This is a genomic window from Qipengyuania sp. 902, from assembly GCF_051195295.1.
Taxonomy (GTDB): domain Bacteria; phylum Pseudomonadota; class Alphaproteobacteria; order Sphingomonadales; family Sphingomonadaceae; genus Qipengyuania.
This window is the reverse complement of sequence record NZ_JBNJLJ010000002.1, coordinates 227,677-241,263: the sequence shown is the minus strand read 5'-3', so window position 1 is coordinate 241,263 and position 13,587 is coordinate 227,677. Positions and strand designations below refer to the sequence as shown.

Genomic DNA, 13,587 nt, shown 5'->3' with positions numbered 1-13,587 from the left:
CCGCAACAGGTTGCAAAGGGTTTTGACGCGCGAAGAAAGCTTGTCTAGCGGGGCGCAACACAACGCTCCTATAGCGAGCGGCCAATCATCTATTCTTCGCAGGAAATCGCAATGGCCGAACGGCCCTATATCGTTGGAAACTGGAAGATGTTCGGCACGCGGGCGATGCTTTCCGAAGCACGCGCCATCGATCGTGCCGCACAACGCTACATGAAGGTGGAGGTCGCGGTCGCACCTCCATACACGCTGATTCACGCGGTTCATCGCGAGGCCGAGCAGATCGGCGTCGGCGCGCAGGACTGCCATCCCGGGGCCGAGGGTCCGCATACGGGCGACATCAATGCCGCGATGGTGGCCGATGCTGGGGCGAAGTTCGTGATCGTCGGTCATAGCGAGCGGCGCCAGGACCACGGCGAGACGAACGAACTGATCAATGCGAAGATCGATTCGGCGATCGAGGCCGGATTGCGCGTGATCCTTTGCTGCGGCGAATCCCTTGAGACCCGCGACGCGGGCGATGCCGAAGCTTTCGTCCTCGGCCAGATCAAATCCGCGCTCGGTTCGTTCGAGGACCCTGCCGAGCGCCTGACAATTGCCTACGAACCGATCTGGGCGATCGGCACCGGTCGCACGGCGACCTCTGCGGACATCGAAGCGATGCACAAGGCTATTCGCGGACTGCTCGACGAGACTTACGGCGCCGAAGCGTCGGCAGACGTTCGCATCCTCTACGGCGGCTCGGTGAAGCCCGAGAACGCGAAGGAAATCCTGTCGCTGCCCGAAGTGGGCGGGGCACTCGTCGGCGGGGCGAGCTTGAGCGCGGAAAGCTTCCTCGGCATCGTCGTGGCAGCGTCGGAAACCGAGGACGCCTGAACTCCGCGCCGGCCCGGCACCCTTGCCGTATGCGGCCTCGCAGCCTAGATGCGGGGCCGCACATTCTTACCGAAGAGTACCCGAAGTCATGTTCCTGTTTCTCACCGTCCTCCAGGCCATCGTTGCCGCCGTGCTCGTTGGCGTGATCCTCATGCAGCGCTCAGAAGGGGGCGGGCTGGGTATCGGAGGCAGCCCTTCCGGCATGCTCAGCGCTCGCGGTGCGGCGGACTTCCTGACCCGGTCGACCAAGTGGCTCGCCGTGCTCTTTGTGATCCTGTCGATCGTGCTGGCAGCGGTTGCGGTCGAGACAACCAGCGCGGACTCGCTCGAATCGACGCTCGACCGGAATGTCACTCCAGCAGCACCGGCCGATCCGCTTGGCCCAGCAACGACCGGTGATGCTGCACCTGTCAGCGATGATCCGCTGGCCGGCTCGACCGAATAACCCAAACCAGATCGTGAAATTGTGGATTGCGCGGTACGAGCCGCGCAATCGCACGGCTTTGCGCTTGCACCGACTCCGATACTCAGCTTAAGGCCCGACTCCCATGGCGCGGTATATTTTCATCACCGGCGGCGTGGTCTCCTCGCTCGGCAAAGGTCTCATGGCAGCATCGCTCGCTGCTCTCCTTCAGGCGCGTGGCTACAAGGTCCGCATTCGTAAGTTCGACCCCTATCTCAACGTCGATCCGGGCACGATGAGCCCCTATCAGCACGGCGAGGTTTACGTGACCGACGACGGGGCGGAGACCGACCTCGACCTGGGGCATTATGAGCGTTTCACAGGCGTATCAGCCCATCAAGGCGACAATGTCACTTCCGGCCGGGTCTATCAGCAGATCATCGCCAAGGAACGGCGCGGCGACTATCTCGGCGCGACGGTCCAGGTCGTCCCGCATGTTACCGATGCGATCAAGGATTTCGCGCTCGCCGACCAAGGCGATCACGACTTCATTCTGTGCGAGATCGGCGGTACGGTGGGCGACATCGAGAGCCTGCCTTTCATGGAAGCCATCCGCCAGCTCAGGAACGAGCTTGAGCCGATGCAGTCGCTCAGCGTGCATGTGACCTTGGTTCCCTACATCGCCGCTGCAGGCGAGCTGAAGACCAAGCCCACCCAGCACTCGGTGCGCGAACTTGCCAGCCTCGGGATCAAGCCCGACGTCCTGCTTTGTCGTGCGGAACATCCGATCCCGGATAGCGAGCGCCAGAAAATCGCCAATTTCTGCAATGTCCGTAAGGAAGCGGTCATCCCGGCGCTGGACGCGCCGTCCATCTATTCCGTGCCACTGCAATACCACGGCGAGGGCCTCGACACCGAGGTGCTGCGCGGCTTCGGCATTACCGATGCGCCCGACCCGGACCTCTCGCGCTGGTACGATGTGGTCGATCGCCACTCGAATCCCGAGGGCGAGGTGACGATCGGCGTAGTGGGCAAGTATGTCGGCCTGCAGGATGCTTACAAGTCGCTCAACGAAGCGCTGATTCACGGCGGCATGGCGCACCGCGTCAAGGTCAATATCAAGTGGATCGACGCGGAAGTCTTCGAACAGGGCGACAGCGACATCGCGGCGCAACTTGAACCGATGCACGGCATCCTCGTACCCGGCGGTTTCGGCGAGCGCGGGTCGGAAGGCAAGATCGCCAGCGTTCGGTTCGCCCGCGAGCGGAAGGTGCCGTTCCTCGGCATTTGTCTCGGCATGCAAATGGCCTGCATTGAGGGCGCGCGCTCGGCGGGTTTCGACGGGGCCAGCTCGACCGAATTCGGCGAGACATCGGAACCAGTCGTCGGCATCATTACCGAGTGGATGACCGAAGAGGGGCTCCAGACCCGCGAGGCGGGCGGCGATCTGGGCGGAACCATGCGCCTTGGTGCCTATGATGCAAAGCTTGCGGCGAACAGTCACGTGTCGGCTATCTACGGCGGCGCAAGCGACATCTCCGAGCGGCACCGCCATCGCTACGAGGTCAACGGGGCCTATATCGAACCGCTGGAAAAGCAGGGACTGATCTTCTCCGGCATGTCACCCGATGGCCTGCTGCCCGAAATCGTCGAACGTCCCGACCATCCCTGGTTCGTGGGCGTGCAGTTCCACCCTGAACTCAAGTCCAAGCCCTTCGACCCGCACCCGCTTTTCGCCGGATTTATCGGCGCTGCGCTCGAGCAGGCGCGTCTCGTCTAAAACTTTTCGCGCTCGGAGAATTCGTCAAGTTGTTGAAATCGTTAAGCCGACAATTTCGAGGCTTGTATAGACGCGACAAACCCCGAATTTCTGCGGAATTTCGGGTTTATCTTTTGATGTATCTGGTGCAGACTACAGTCGTTGTCGCAGAAAATATCGCGGCAATTCGAGATACTTGTGGTGCCGCCATGCGGTGGGGCTTTTCTCGAAGACGGCTGTCTTCTGCGACCCGGACGGCCGATTTCGAGGTAAGGCGGCGTTCAACGTCGCGGGGGCGGAACTTTCGTTCCGCCCCCTAAACATTTGATCAGCAATTTCTCGAATTGAGCGCGGATTAGGCAGCGGCGCTGTCGTCCTCGTCATCCTTGACGATTTCGAGCGGCTTCTGCCCACCGATTGCAATCTTCTTCGGCTTCATCGCATCGGGCACTTCGCGCAGCAGATCGATGATAAGCAGGCCGTCGGCCAGGTCGGCGTTTTCGACGCGGACATAATCGGCCAGCTCGAAGCGACGTTCGAAACCGCGATTGGCGATGCCGACATGCAACATTTCGCCATCGGCGCTCTCATCGCGCTTGCGACCCTGCACGACGAGCAGGTTCTGCTGGGCCGTAATATCGAGATCTCCGGGGCGGAATCCGGCCACAGCCAAAGTGATGCGGTATTCGTCTTCGCCGCGACGCTCGATATTAAAAGGGGGGTAATTGTCGCCGCCGGCATTGCGTGCCTGGCGCTCCATCAGGTCGAAAAGGCGATCAAAACCGACGGTCGAACGACGATACGGGGTCATATCCATACGATTCATTTGAACAAATCCTCCTGTGAGCGATTCATATAGGCGGGGCCCTTCGTGGCACCCCGTCGCCGCCACGATCCGTGGCGACACGGTCAACATAGGTTCGGTGAAAGCGCTTTCAAGATTTCCTGGCGAGCGCTAGATCAGGGCCGGATTGCGAGGACATCGATGAGCCAACCCGACGTTACCATCTATACGAAATTCGGCTGCGGATACTGCGTTCGCGCCAAACGCCTGCTCGACGAGAAGGGTGTCGACTACACCGATCACGACATCACCATGGGCGGCCCGAAGCGCGCCGAAATGCTTGAGCGAGCGCCCAATGCGCGCACGGTGCCACAGATCTTCATCAGCGACATGCACGTCGGCGGCTCCGACGATCTCGCCGCGCTCGAACGCGAGGGCAAACTGGATTCAATGCTGGAAGGCTGAATGGTCCGCATAGCCCTGCTTCAGATGACATCCGGCATCGATCCGGATGAAAACGCGCGCAGCATTTCGGATGCTGTGCACGAAGCGAGCGACGGCGGCGCGGGAATGCTGTTCACGCCCGAGATGTCGGGTCTGCTCGATCGCGACCGGAAACGCGCAGCTGCGAACATCAGTGCCGAGGCGCAGACCCCGGCGCTCGACGCAACGCGAAACGCGGCAGCCAAGGCTGGCATGTGGGTCGCGCTCGGTTCGCTGGCTGTCGATACCGGGGATGGGCGCTGGGCCAATCGCGCCTTCGTCGTCGCCCCGGATGGCTCGATCGCTGCGCGTTACGACAAGATACACATGTTCGATGTCGATCTCTCGACCGGAGAAAGCTGGCGGGAGTCCAATGCCTATGCCGCCGGAGATCAGGTGGTCACGGTCGAAGACACGCCGCTCGGACGGTTAGGTTTGACCGTGTGTTACGACATCCGCTTTCCTGCGCTTTTCGAGGCTTTGGCCCAGCGCCGCTGCGATGCGATTGCGGTGCCTGCTGCCTTCACCGTGCCGACCGGGGAGGCGCACTGGCACGTGCTGCAACGCGCCCGCGCGATCGAGGCGAGCGCCTTCGTGGTGGCCGCCGCGCAGGTGGGCGAGCACGCTGACGGTCGCCGCACCTACGGACACAGCCTTGTAGTCGATCCGTGGGGTGAAGTCATGCTCGACATGGGCGGCGAGCGATCAGGAATAGCCTTCGCCGATCTCGACATGGCCCGGATCGCCGAAGTCCGCCGACAGGTCCCGAGCCTTGAAAATCGTCGGCAGATACCCTCTTAGGCTGCCGACATGATAGTTTACGACCTCTCATGCAGCGAGGGCCATCGCTTCGAAGGCTGGTTCGGCTCGTCCTCCGACTACGACAGCCAACGCGAACGCGGGCTGCTTACATGCCCCGAATGCGGCTGCGGAGAAGTCGGAAAAGCACCCATGGCTCCAGCGGTTTCGGCGAAGGGTAATCGCACCGAGGCGCCGCGCCAAGCCGAGCCGAGTGGCGACGGAACAAAGCCTATGATCCGCGGGGAACTGCCGGCGGAGGTCAAGCAGGCTCTGGAAACTTTAGCGAAAGCGCAGGCCAAGGCGCTGGAGAAGAGCACCTGGGTCGGCGATAAATTCGCCGACAAGGCCCGCTCCATGCATTACGGCGAGACCGACGAGGCTCCTATCCACGGCAAGGCGACCAAGGACGAGGCCGAAGAAATGGTCGCCGAAGGCATAACCGTAGCGCCATTGCTGTTCCCGGTCGCTCCGCCCGACGAACTCAACTGATTGCCACCCGCTTTCTGTCTGCTAAACGCACCGCCGGGCGCCCGTAGCTCAGTCGGATAGAGCACCAGATTCCTAATCTGGGGGCCACAGGTTCGAATCCTGTCGGGCGCACCACCTCACTTGCCATAGCGCTTCGCGTAGAATGCCAGTGCGGTCAGAACGCTCGAGAAAATCGCGAGTAGTATGCAGGTCCCGGCCCATCCCAAGGCATCGTAGGCTGCGGTCCCGGCATAACTGCCTAGGCCGCCGCCAATGAACATCAGCACGACATAGATCGTAGTCAGGCGCGTGCGCAGATCGGGGCGCAGGGTCAGGAACGTCATGCGTCCCGTCACATCGATCCCGGGCCCGACCAGATTGGCCAGTACCAGGGGAATGAGCAGGGTGACGACCGCGCCGCCGAGGGGCCAGAGCAACAGGACGCCGAACAGCTGGACGGCAGCGAAAATCGCGCGGGCCGTCCGCGCGCCAACCTCATCCGCCCAGCGGCCGAGCCGCGGCGTCGAGAAAATGCTGACTGCCGCGATCCCTGCGAGATAGCCCACCGTATCGGTGCCGTAGCCCATCTCCGGCGAGGTGAGATGCAGCGCGAGCGCGAGCCACAGCGCGATAAATTGGCCGAAGTTGAGCGCCTGGATCGCACCTGATACGAGGATCTCCCGGTATTCCCTTATCAGCGGGAAGACCGTCAGCAGGAGGGCGCCATACCTTTCGCGCCCTGCCGTATCGCGTTCACCGCCTTCCATCAGCCGGGGAAGGGCGATAGTCACTGCGAGCATCAGTCCAGTCGCAAGCCAGTAGACGGCACGCCAGTCGAGATATTCCGCGATTACGCCAGCTCCCACACGGGCGACCAGTATGCCGAGGATTACCCCGGCCGTGAGTAAGGCCATGACCTGCCCGAGCCGCTCGGGCGCGACCCGCTTGGAGGCGTAGGCCGGGAGCAAATACGGCGCGATGGTGAAGAAGCCGAGAAGCGTCGAACCGGCGACGAAGAGCGCAAAACTGCCCGCCAGCGTCATCAGTGCCAGCGAGGCCGTCTGGCCTGCGGCAAACATGATCGTCAGCCGCCGGTTCGATATGCGATCGCCGAGCGGGAGCAGCAGGAAAATGCCCACGGCCAGCGCGAGCTGGTTGAGCGACGGGACCAGGCCAATGCGGGCGTGGCTGACGCCGAAATGGTCCGCGACGTCGCCGATGATGGGATGGATGTAATAGGCATTCGCCGTCACGACCGCGACGGCGACGCAGAGCGAGAATTCTTGCGCGCGAGTCAGGCGCGACATTTCGTTCAAGCGAGGTGGCCTGCTTTGCGAGCCATGGCGATCAAGCCCTCGGCGAGCGCTTCGGGCTGGTCTTCCTGACAGAAATGCCCGCAGGTCGGCAAGGTCCTGTGTGGCTGGCCTTTGGCCCCGGCGATGCGATCGATCAGGAATTTCTCGCTACCCTTGGTGACCGGATCGTCTTCGCCGAACAGCGTCAGGAAGGGTTTGTCGTAGGCTGCCAATGTTGGCCAGGCCGCTTTGTTGTCCGCCACCCCGGGCATGCCATTCTCTACCGGCACAAGGCTGGGGAAGGCGCGTGCGCCGGCTTTGTGAGCCTCGGTCGGGAAGGGCGCATCGTAAGCCGCAATCTCGGCCTCGCTTAGCTCTGTCGCTGTCGCGCGATCGAGCAGCGCGCCGATCCGGAAATCGGGCGAGCTGCGGGAAAATTCGCGCCACGCGAGGAAGGCCTGAGACGGGGTGCCGCCCGCAGGTAGAAAGGTATTACTCGCCACGACGCAGGCGAATAGGTCCGGATCGTGAGCCAGCATGCGCAGGCCCAGCAGGCCGCCCCAATCCTGCAGGAACAGGGCGGCGGGCCGCGGCTCGACCGCGCTGCGCCATTGCTTCAGCCAATCGACGTGGCGCGCATAGGTGTAGAAGTCGATATCGTCCGGCTTGTCGCTCTTCCCAAAGCCGATGAGGTCGGGTGCGAGCACCCGGAACCCGGCATCGGCGAGGATCAGTATCATTTTGCGATAAAGAAAAGACCAGCTTGGCTCGCCATGGAAGAGCAGGACCGGCGGAGCATCCTTTGGCCCTTCGTCGACGTAATGCTGACGGGCGGTCAGCCCACGGCCAAGGTGGACCTCGAACCAGTTTTCCGCGAACGGGTAGTCGGGGATGTCGGCGAACCGTTCGGACGGCGTGCGCAGGATTTCCATGGGCATCTCCCTCGGGCCAGACCGCGACCTGAAGAGGCTCGCGAGATCAGTCCTTCATCGAAACCCTTACGGCGTCTTTTTTGTCGTGTCACCCAGCTGGCTGACCGGCACCGTTTCCTTGAACGTGTGCGTCACATAAGGGAACGGGATCTCGATGCTCGCTTCGTCGAGCGCGGCCTTGATTGCGCGGACGACCTTGTCTTTGCTTTCCCAACCGGCGCGCGGTGTCGATCCTGCCCACCAGCGCACGAGGAAATCGACAGAACTGGAATTGAACTCCTGCGCAAAGATGTCGACGCCTTTGCTGGCGAGCACATCGTCGACGTCTTCCACCGCGCGACGGATCACATCGGCTGCGTGGTCGAGTTGCGTATCGTAGGAAACACCGACGACCACTTCGTGACGACGTTGGTCGACATCGGTGAAGATCTCGACCGGGTTCTTGAACAGGATGGAGTTTGGAACGACTGTCAGTTCGCCGGATAGCTTGCGGACGTGCGTTTCGCGCAAAGTGATATGCTCGACCTTGCCGGTGATGCCTTCGCATTCGATGATGTCGCCGATGCGCATCTTCTCGCGCACCATTATCAGCACACCCGCGAGGAAGTTCTCGAAAATATCCTGGAAGGCGAAGCCGATCGCGACGGCACCGATGCCGAGTCCGGCGAGCAGGCTGGCGGGAGTGAGGTCCGGCATCACGACGACCGCGGCGATGAACAGCCCGATCAGCCAGATGCCGAGCTTCACCAGCGTGTCGATCAGATTCTTCAGGCTCGCACGGATTTCCGTGCGGCCGACGATCATGTCCGAAATGCGGACGGCAAACCGGGCTACGATCCACGTGACGAAAAGTATGACGAGCGCAATGGCTATGCTGGGCAGGGCTTCGATAAACCCGGTTCCCATGTCCTGCAGCTGGTCGCGCAGCGTGCCGATATAATTCACGTGTATGGAACTCCCTTTGCGGGGCAACGCCGAATGGCTGCAAAGGGTTCCGGCGGCACTCAGCCGGTCCGGACAGCGCCGTTACTTCGCAGCGTGCTCCTTGCGCGCTAGTTCGTGCAGCCAGTCCGCATGCCGGGGTGCCTTCTTCGTCTGGCTCCATTCTTCCAGCATCATCGGCGCCACGCGCTTGAGTTCCGCGTATTGCTCTTCGGTGCCGATATCGGTCGCAAGTTCGACGCGGTGGCCGTTGGGATCGAAGAAGTAGATCGACTTGAAAATGCCGTGGTGCGTCGGACCCAGCACATCGATGCCGAGGCTTTCTACGTGCTCCTTCGCAGCCAGCAGTTCGTCCTCGCTATCTACTTTGAAGGCGAGATGCTGGACCCACTGCGGCGTGTTCTCGTCGCGGCCCATGTCCTTCTGGTTTGGCAATTCGAAGAAAGCGAGGATGTTGCCGTTACCTGCATCGAGGAAGACGTGCATGTAAGGGTCGTATTCGCCGGTCGAGGGCACGTGGTCTTCGGCAAAGGCCGTCGTGTAATCCATGCCTAGGACCTTGCCGTACCAATCGACGGTCTCCTTGGCGTCTTTACAGCGATAGGCCGCGTGGTGAACGCCGCCCAGCTTGATGGGGTGTGGTGCTGTCTCGCTCATTCCGCAGGCTCCGCTTGGACCGTTTCGTCATCCTCGACACTGAGCACGCCGCGCTTGATCTGGTCGCGCTCCATGCTTTCGAACAGGGCTTTGAAATTGCCTTCGCCGAAGCCTTCGTCGCCTTTTCGCTGAATGAATTCGAAGAACACCGGGCCGACTTGTGCCTCGGCGAAAATCTGCAGCAGCAGGCGGGGTTGACCGCCTTCGGTCGTGCCGTCGAGCAAGATGCCGCGCATCTTGAGCTCGTTCACGTCCTCGCCGTGGTCGGGCAGGCGTTCTTCCAGCATTTCGTAATAGGTTTCCGGCGGCGCAGTCATGAACGGCACGCCGAGGTCCTTGAGGTTGTCCCAGCACTTGACGAGATCGTCGCAGATGAGCGCGATGTGCTGAATGCCTTCGCCGTTGAATTCCTTGAGGAACTCTTCGATCTGGCCCTTGCCGCCTTCGCCTTCCTCGTTGAGCGGGATGCGGATTTTTCCGTCTGGCGCGGTCAGCGCCTTGGACGTGAGGCCGGTATATTCGCCCTTGATGTCGAAGAAGCGGATTTCGCGGAAGTTGAAGAGCGTCTCGTAATAGTCCGCCCAGTATTTCATGCGCCCGTTGTAAACGTTGTGCGTGAGGTGGTCGATGACATTGAAGCCTGCGCCGTCGGGGAATTTCTCGACACCCGGCAGATATTCGAAGTCAATGTCGTAGATCGACAGGCCTTGGCCGTCGTCATCGGCATAGCGGTCGATCAGATAGACGATCGCCCCGCCGATGCCGCGGATCGCGGGAATGCGCAGCTCCATCGGGCCGGTCTCGACCTGCACCGGTTCCGCACCGCGAGCGAGCAATTCGTCATAGGCCTTCTTCGCGTCCCGGACGCGGAAGCCCATGCCGCAGGCCGAGGCACCGTGCTCACGCGCGAAGAACCATGCGGCGCTGCGCGGTTCGTAATTGAGGATGAGGTTGATTCCGCCCTGGCGCCACAGATGCACGTCTTTCGACCGGTGCGTGGCGACATGGGTAAATCCCATTGCTTCGAAGACCGGCTCGATCGCGCCCTTTTCCGGAGCGCAGAATTCGACGAATTCGAAACCGTCGAGGCCAATGGGGTTTTCGAAGAGATCGGGCATTTCGGTCCTCGGTGATTTGATTGGTTGCAATGGAAACTAGTTACAAAAGTTACCGTTTGCTGTCAAGGATCGAACGGCTCGGGGCAGCGGCAGTTCCGCCGGTCGCAATTGTGCTTGCGCAGGCGGCCCAACTGTGATTCTGTGACACTGTGAAACGGTCAGGTTCCATCGCAGCGATCCGCAGGGGGAAGGCGAGCCAGCATGGCGCGCTGGCCGCGCTGCTCGTGATGGGCGGAATTGCCATTGCGGGACCGTCGGGCCTCCTCGCCTGGAGCGAAAACCTGCGCCTGCTCGACCAACGCAAGGTCCAGCTCGCCGAGATCGAGAAAGAGCGCACTGCGCTGAAGAACCGCGTGGCTCTGCTGCATCACGACCATGCCGATCCGGACATGGTGGGCGAACTGCTGCGCAGCCAGCTCAACGTCGTCCATCCGGATGAAGTCGTCATCAAGCTGGAAGACTGAGTTTCGCGCCAAGCGGCTGCATTCCGTAAGGGTTTTCGTATGCACATGCGCACCGCGTGTTGCGCGGCAGGTGCGGCTGTGCCTATAGGCTCGGCACATATTCCTCCCCGGAAGAACAAGGATAGGATGTCTTGGCCAAAGCCCCCAAGAGCAAGAAAAGCCCCGCAAAGTCGCCCACCGAGGATACGGATTTCGTCCTCCACTCGCTGCAAGACACGCTGGAAAAGGACAAGCGCTACAAGGCGAGCGACGAGCAGCTGCAGCATTTCTACGAACAGATGCTGCTCATCCGCCGGTTCGAGGAACGCGCCGGCCAGCTTTACGGCCTCGGCCTCATCGGCGGTTTCTGCCACCTCTACATCGGCCAGGAGGCGGTTGCCGTCGGCCTGCAATCGGCGCTGACCGAGGGGCTCGACAGCGTCATCACGGGCTATCGCGACCATGGCCACATGCTGGCCTATGGCATCGATCCCAAGGTCATCATGGCCGAGCTTACCGGCCGCGAAGCGGGCATCTCGAAGGGCAAGGGCGGCTCGATGCACATGTTCAGCACCGAGCATAAGTTCTACGGCGGCCACGGCATCGTCGGTGCGCAAGTTTCGCTCGGAGGCGGGCTTGCGCTTGCGCATCAGTACAACGACGATGGCGGCCTCTGCCTTGCCTATTTCGGCGATGGCGCGGCGAACCAGGGCCAGGTCTACGAGACGTTCAACATGGCGGCGCTGTGGAACCTGCCGATCGTCTTCGTGGTCGAGAACAACCAGTATGCCATGGGCACGGCGGTCAAGCGCAGCTCGGCAGAAACCGAATTCTATCGCCGCGGCACTGCATTCCGCATCCCCGGCATGAAGGTCAATGGCATGGACGTACTCGAAGTGCGTCAGGCTGCCGAGATCGCCTTCAAGCATGTGCGCGAAGGCAAGGGGCCGGTGTTGATGGAATGCGAGACCTATCGCTACCGCGGGCACTCCATGTCCGACCCGGCCAAGTACCGCACGCGCGAGGAGGTCCAGGACATCCGCGAGCACAAGGACCCGATCGAAGGGCTGAAGAAGTTCATGATCGAGAACGGCAGCAAGGAAGACGATCTGAAAGCGATCGACAAGGACATCCGCAAGGTCGTCAGCGAGGCGGCCGATTTCGCCGAGAGCTCGCCCGAACCGAAAGCATCCGAACTCTACACCGACGTTCTGGTGGAGGAATATTGAGCCATGGCTATCGAACTTAAGATGCCCGCGCTGTCCCCCACGATGGAGGAAGGCACGCTTGCTAAATGGCTAAAATCGGAAGGTGACGAGATCGTCGCCGGAGACATCATCGCCGAGATCGAGACCGACAAGGCGACGATGGAATTCGAGGCGGTCGACGAAGGCACGCTCGGCAGGATCATGGTCGAGGAAGGCACCGAAGGTGTGAAGGTCGGCACCGTGATCGCCATGCTGGCTGGCGAAGGCGAAGATGCGTCCGACATCGAGGCGCCGGCAGCGACGGACGAGGTCGAAGACGTAGAGGGCGAGGGCAAGGATGTCGGCCGCGAGGAAAGCGAGGCCGAAATCACCAAGCCCAAGCCGAAGACGGACGTTCGCGATCCCGATGTCCCCGAAGGCACCAGCTACACCTCGACTAGTGTCCGCGAGGCCTTGCGCGACGGCATGGCCGAGGAGATGCGCCGCGACGAGCGCGTGTTCGTGATGGGCGAGGAAGTCGCCGAGTATCAGGGTGCCTACAAGGTCACGCAGGGCCTGCTCGACGAATTCGGGCCCAAGCGCGTCATCGATACGCCGATTACCGAATACGGCTTTGCCGGCATCGGCACGGGCGCAGCGATGGGCGGCCTGCGCCCGATCGTCGAGTTCATGACCTTCAACTTCGCCATGCAGGCGATCGACCACATCATTAATTCGGCAGCCAAGACCAACTACATGTCCGGTGGCCAGATGCGCTGCCCGGTCGTGTTCCGCGGCCCTAATGGCGCGGCCAGCCGGGTCGGCGCGCAACACAGTCAGAACTACGGTCCGTGGTATGCCAGCGTGCCCGGCCTGATCGTTATCGCGCCCTATGACAGCGCCGACGCAAAGGGCCTGATGAAGGCGGCGATCCGCAGCGAGGATCCGGTCGTCTTCCTGGAGAACGAATTGGTTTACGGGCGCAGCTTCGACGTGCCCGACATGGACGATTACGTCCTGCCGATCGGTAAGGCGCGCATCATGCGCGAAGGCTCGGACGTGACGATCGTCGCCTATTCGATCGCTGTCGGGCTGGCGCTCGAAGCTGCCGAGGAACTGGCGGGCGAGGGCATCGACGCCGAAGTCATCGACCTGCGTACCCTGCGTCCCCTCGACAGGGAAACTGTGCTGACATCTTTGGTGAAAACCAACCGCCTTGTGATTGCGGAAGAGGGCTGGCCAACCTGTTCGATCGCTTCGGAGATCATTGCAATCTGCATGGAGGATGGCTTCGACCATCTCGACGCCCCGGTCACGCGCGTGTGCGACGAGGACGTGCCGCTACCCTATGCGGCGAACCTCGAAAAGCTTGCGCTGATCGATACGCCGCGCATTGTGAAGGCGGCGAAGAAGGTCTGCTACCGGGACTGACCCGGGCGGTA

15 protein-coding genes and 1 tRNA gene are annotated in these 13,587 nt (G+C 61.7%); 10 read left to right on the top strand and 6 right to left on the bottom strand.

The genetic code is table 11. From position 1 onward, the window contains the following. Window positions 1-111 precede the first annotated feature (111 nt). From tpiA to ACSH0F_RS06260, 3 genes are all read left to right on the top strand, one after another. Window positions 112-873, top strand: a complete 762-nt coding sequence (tpiA, locus tag ACSH0F_RS06270) for a triose-phosphate isomerase (RefSeq protein WP_305932625.1) — start codon at window positions 112-114, stop codon at window positions 871-873. An 88-nt stretch (window positions 874-961) separates the two neighbouring features. Continuing rightward, window positions 962-1,318, top strand: a complete 357-nt coding sequence (secG, locus tag ACSH0F_RS06265) for a preprotein translocase subunit SecG (RefSeq protein ID WP_278328603.1) — start codon at window positions 962-964, stop codon at window positions 1,316-1,318. Between the two features lie 103 nt (window positions 1,319-1,421). Next, window positions 1,422-3,056, top strand: a complete 1,635-nt coding sequence (locus tag ACSH0F_RS06260) for a CTP synthase (RefSeq protein ID WP_435201002.1) — start codon at window positions 1,422-1,424, stop codon at window positions 3,054-3,056. A gap of 334 nt (window positions 3,057-3,390) precedes the next feature. Here the strand turns inward: ACSH0F_RS06260 and ACSH0F_RS06255 are convergent, their stop codons facing one another. Then, on the bottom strand, window positions 3,391-3,861 hold the full coding sequence (locus ACSH0F_RS06255; protein WP_435201000.1) for an Hsp20 family protein: 471 nt from the start codon (window positions 3,859-3,861) through the stop codon (window positions 3,391-3,393). Between the two features lie 159 nt (window positions 3,862-4,020). Between ACSH0F_RS06255 and grxC the strand changes: the two genes are divergently transcribed. From grxC to ACSH0F_RS06235, 4 genes are all read left to right on the top strand, one after another. Then, window positions 4,021-4,284, top strand: a complete 264-nt coding sequence (gene grxC / locus ACSH0F_RS06250; RefSeq protein WP_435200998.1) for a glutaredoxin 3 — start codon at window positions 4,021-4,023, stop codon at window positions 4,282-4,284. Next, entirely contained in the window at window positions 4,285-5,103 is an 819-nt protein-coding gene (locus ACSH0F_RS06245) for a carbon-nitrogen hydrolase family protein (RefSeq protein ID WP_435200996.1), read from the top strand. A gap of 9 nt (window positions 5,104-5,112) precedes the next feature. Beyond that, a complete protein-coding gene (locus tag ACSH0F_RS06240; RefSeq protein ID WP_435200994.1) occupies window positions 5,113-5,592 on the top strand; it encodes a DUF1178 family protein in 480 nt (159 codons plus the stop codon). Between the two features lie 37 nt (window positions 5,593-5,629). Further along, window positions 5,630-5,706 (top strand) — tRNA-Arg (locus ACSH0F_RS06235). A gap of 2 nt (window positions 5,707-5,708) precedes the next feature. Here the strand turns inward: ACSH0F_RS06235 and ACSH0F_RS06230 are convergent. The 5 genes from ACSH0F_RS06230 to hppD all read right to left on the bottom strand — a co-directional run bounded on the left by ACSH0F_RS06230 (window position 5,709) and on the right by hppD (window position 10,515). After that, on the bottom strand, window positions 5,709-6,878 hold the full coding sequence (locus ACSH0F_RS06230; protein WP_435202170.1) for an MFS transporter: 1,170 nt from the start codon (window positions 6,876-6,878) through the stop codon (window positions 5,709-5,711). A gap of 5 nt (window positions 6,879-6,883) precedes the next feature. Beyond that, entirely contained in the window at window positions 6,884-7,798 is a 915-nt protein-coding gene (locus ACSH0F_RS06225) for a haloalkane dehalogenase (RefSeq protein WP_435200992.1), read from the bottom strand. Between the two features lie 66 nt (window positions 7,799-7,864). Next, the gene (locus ACSH0F_RS06220) at window positions 7,865-8,743 is read right to left on the bottom strand and encodes a mechanosensitive ion channel family protein (RefSeq protein ID WP_305932617.1); all 879 of its coding nucleotides are present in this window, start codon (window positions 8,741-8,743) and stop codon (window positions 7,865-7,867) included. Between the two features lie 81 nt (window positions 8,744-8,824). After that, a complete protein-coding gene (locus ACSH0F_RS06215; RefSeq protein WP_435200990.1) occupies window positions 8,825-9,397 on the bottom strand; it encodes a VOC family protein in 573 nt (190 codons plus the stop codon). Next, window positions 9,394-10,515: a 4-hydroxyphenylpyruvate dioxygenase gene (gene hppD / locus ACSH0F_RS06210; RefSeq protein ID WP_435200988.1), complete on the bottom strand. Its 1,122-nt coding sequence runs from the start codon at window positions 10,513-10,515 to the stop codon at window positions 9,394-9,396. Before hppD ends, ACSH0F_RS06215 begins: the two co-directional genes overlap by 4 nt. Window positions 10,516-10,664: 149 nt before the next feature. Here hppD and ACSH0F_RS06205 point away from each other — a divergent pair, with 149 nt between their 5' ends. From ACSH0F_RS06205 to ACSH0F_RS06195, 3 genes are all read left to right on the top strand, one after another. Next, window positions 10,665-10,979 (top strand): FtsB family cell division protein, encoded by a 315-nt coding sequence (locus ACSH0F_RS06205; protein WP_305932614.1) that lies wholly within the window; start codon window positions 10,665-10,667, stop codon window positions 10,977-10,979. A 131-nt stretch (window positions 10,980-11,110) separates the two neighbouring features. Beyond that, window positions 11,111-12,187 carry a pyruvate dehydrogenase (acetyl-transferring) E1 component subunit alpha gene (pdhA, locus tag ACSH0F_RS06200; protein WP_435200986.1) on the top strand — a complete coding sequence of 359 codons (1,077 nt, stop codon included), beginning with the start codon at window positions 11,111-11,113 and terminating at the stop codon, window positions 12,185-12,187. A gap of 3 nt (window positions 12,188-12,190) precedes the next feature. Next, window positions 12,191-13,576, top strand: a complete 1,386-nt coding sequence (locus ACSH0F_RS06195) for a pyruvate dehydrogenase complex E1 component subunit beta (RefSeq protein WP_435200984.1) — start codon at window positions 12,191-12,193, stop codon at window positions 13,574-13,576. Window positions 13,577-13,587 lie beyond the last annotated feature (11 nt).

Bases quoted from the DNA above. Each gene is read 5' to 3' on its own strand.
- tpiA (WP_305932625.1), top strand. From the start codon at position 112: ATGGCCGAACGGCCCTATATCGTTGGAAACTGGAAGATGTTCGGCACG.
- secG (WP_278328603.1), top strand. From the start codon at position 962: ATGTTCCTGTTTCTCACCGTCCTCCAGGCCATCGTTGCCGCCGTGCTC.
- ACSH0F_RS06260 (WP_435201002.1), top strand. From the start codon at position 1,422: ATGGCGCGGTATATTTTCATCACCGGCGGCGTGGTCTCCTCGCTCGGC.
- ACSH0F_RS06255 (WP_435201000.1), bottom strand. From the start codon at position 3,861: ATGAATCGTATGGATATGACCCCGTATCGTCGTTCGACCGTCGGTTTT.
- grxC (WP_435200998.1), top strand. From the start codon at position 4,021: ATGAGCCAACCCGACGTTACCATCTATACGAAATTCGGCTGCGGATAC.
- ACSH0F_RS06245 (WP_435200996.1), top strand. From the start codon at position 4,285: ATGGTCCGCATAGCCCTGCTTCAGATGACATCCGGCATCGATCCGGAT.
- ACSH0F_RS06240 (WP_435200994.1), top strand. From the start codon at position 5,113: ATGATAGTTTACGACCTCTCATGCAGCGAGGGCCATCGCTTCGAAGGC.
- ACSH0F_RS06230 (WP_435202170.1), bottom strand. From the start codon at position 6,878: ATGTCGCGCCTGACTCGCGCGCAAGAATTCTCGCTCTGCGTCGCCGTC.
- ACSH0F_RS06225 (WP_435200992.1), bottom strand. From the start codon at position 7,798: ATGGAAATCCTGCGCACGCCGTCCGAACGGTTCGCCGACATCCCCGAC.
- ACSH0F_RS06215 (WP_435200990.1), bottom strand. From the start codon at position 9,397: ATGAGCGAGACAGCACCACACCCCATCAAGCTGGGCGGCGTTCACCAC.
- hppD (WP_435200988.1), bottom strand. From the start codon at position 10,515: ATGCCCGATCTCTTCGAAAACCCCATTGGCCTCGACGGTTTCGAATTC.
- ACSH0F_RS06195 (WP_435200984.1), top strand. From the start codon at position 12,191: ATGGCTATCGAACTTAAGATGCCCGCGCTGTCCCCCACGATGGAGGAA.